Origin of the sequence: Companilactobacillus insicii (assembly GCF_003946015.1) — a bacterium.
Classification (GTDB): Bacteria; Bacillota; Bacilli; order Lactobacillales; family Lactobacillaceae; genus Companilactobacillus; species Companilactobacillus insicii.
Genome location: NZ_RHNU01000068.1, coordinates 1 through 1,971, shown reverse-complemented (window position 1 = coordinate 1,971; position 1,971 = coordinate 1). Strand labels below are relative to the sequence as shown.

General features: G+C 31.9%; 1 protein-coding gene. It reads right to left on the bottom strand.

Translation table 11 applies throughout. The features are described from left to right. Positions 1-28 precede the first annotated feature (28 nt). Positions 29-1,834 (bottom strand): ISL3 family transposase, encoded by a 1,806-nt coding sequence (locus tag EKM79_RS12145; RefSeq protein WP_125569158.1) that lies wholly within the window; start codon positions 1,832-1,834, stop codon positions 29-31. Positions 1,835-1,971 lie beyond the last annotated feature (137 nt).

The following is a 1,971-nucleotide window of genomic DNA, read 5'->3' as shown; positions in this document are numbered from 1 at the left end:
TTCTTTCTCAAGTTTGGTTATAAGAGATTTAGACCGGATTAGTAATCCAGTTCTGATTAAACTTTTGAAGATTAAAATCATCCTGGCTGGCTGCAAATGCCAATAAACATTTTTCACGGAAGTTGACTATTCCGCTTCTACCATATACAATTCTTTTGATTAGTTTGAGCTTATTGTTATTACCTTCAACAAAGCCAGAACTGATGTTTAGAGATATCGCGCTTTTGACTGGGGCGATATCTTTTTTTATTCGATTACAAAAATTAGATATTATAGAATTACCGTATTTCTTCAAAAAATCGTCTAGTTTGTAAGGGTTCCGTCCCATCAAGATACTACGGAATTCCGAGAACATACTGGAAGCAATTTTTATTATTGGATAAGCTTGTTCCATAATTGATAAGTTTTGAATTAAGTCTTTATTTACATTCATATCTTTGTTTACAGACAACAGGAACTTTATTAGCCTATGTCTTTTGACAAGCATTATTGAAGTCTTCTTTGGAGAAGGATTTACTCGATTGGACGGACGATTTGGAAAGTTATCTTCACTTATGTACCGGATATATTTGTGTAGTTGTTTCTTATCACCCGTGTACCCGTGTGTAACAATGTATGAGTAAATTACCTGATTAGTTAGTCCATCACACATCATTTTAAAAATAATATTCAAATAATCATTCATAAAGGATTTACGCTTTTTATAATTTTGTGGAGTGTTCAAATTCTGAATTTCTGGAACAGACATTTTCATATACTTTTTAACTGTAACTTTATTTAGGTCAAAATCCGAAGCTGCTTTTGCGATGGATTTTGATGTCATTTTATAATTCGACTGGATGTATTCAATTTTTTTCTGTTTTTCACGTCTCCTAATTGCTTGATCCTTATACTGTTTTGAATTGAGATCATGTCTTTTATTGTCGAATAATATCTTATTTCCTTTGTCATCTGTTAGTGGAGTATTGTCATAATATAAATGATCCAATAATTCTGGTGAACATAATCCTTGAACACGTTTTCTTTGTGGTGGTTTCTCTATAATCTTTCCGTGCTGAATAAAAACGATTGGAGGTAACTTCGACTTAAGAATATCATTCAAATGACTTATTAAATTCTGTAGGAGATGAAATCTGTCTGCCACTTGTACAGATTGTGGTAGCTCTTGATTGACAGCAGCTGCATAGGCACCTTCACGATCTCTAGCAACAAGTCTTATTTTCTTATGACAGTTTAGCCAGTCCTTAACGGACTGAGCTTCACGTCCTTCTAACAAAGTTATCATTTGATGATTATCCATTCTGTATATTGCCGTTGCATAATTATTTCCTTTTTTAATAGCGATGTCATCAATCCCAATATCCTTGACATTAGGATCATCACTAAACTTTAATTGATCACATAACCTTTGAATCGAATCATTGCTTACACTTACACCAAGCATTTTAAGGATACGACTGGTACTCTCGTTGCTTAAGAAAATAGAACATCCTACTATAAATGTATTCAAGACATGTGTTCTAACTTGATATGAACCGGCAAATGGTAACCTTTCTACAAAGATGTTTTGAGGACAATTAGAGTTTAGACATCTATATTTATAGCAATCAATATCAAGGTAAGTTTGTTTATTATGAATTGGGGTGTCTTGTAAAATACGATGATATGTGGAAGAAAATGTATGAGATACAGTGCCACATTTAGGACATGCACAACCATGTGAACGGGACTTTATATAAATGTATAATTTTCTATTCAATTCTTTAAAATCGTAAATAATATAATTTCTGCCCAGTAAAAAATCATTAATGTTCAAAGAATGATATTTGTTCATAATAAAGCCACCTTTCATCATAAGCGTATACTCAATTATTAAAAATGTAAGAGAAAAAAATAGAGTCATCATCAACTTGAATAATCAAATTGATGATGACTCTATTTTTTTATAACCAAACTTGAGAAAGAACCAAA

What these genes read in the sequence shown, in the direction of transcription:
- EKM79_RS12145 (WP_125569158.1), bottom strand. Translation starts at nt 1,834, where the DNA reads ATGAACAAATATCATTCTTTGAACATTAATGATTTTTTACTGGGCAGA.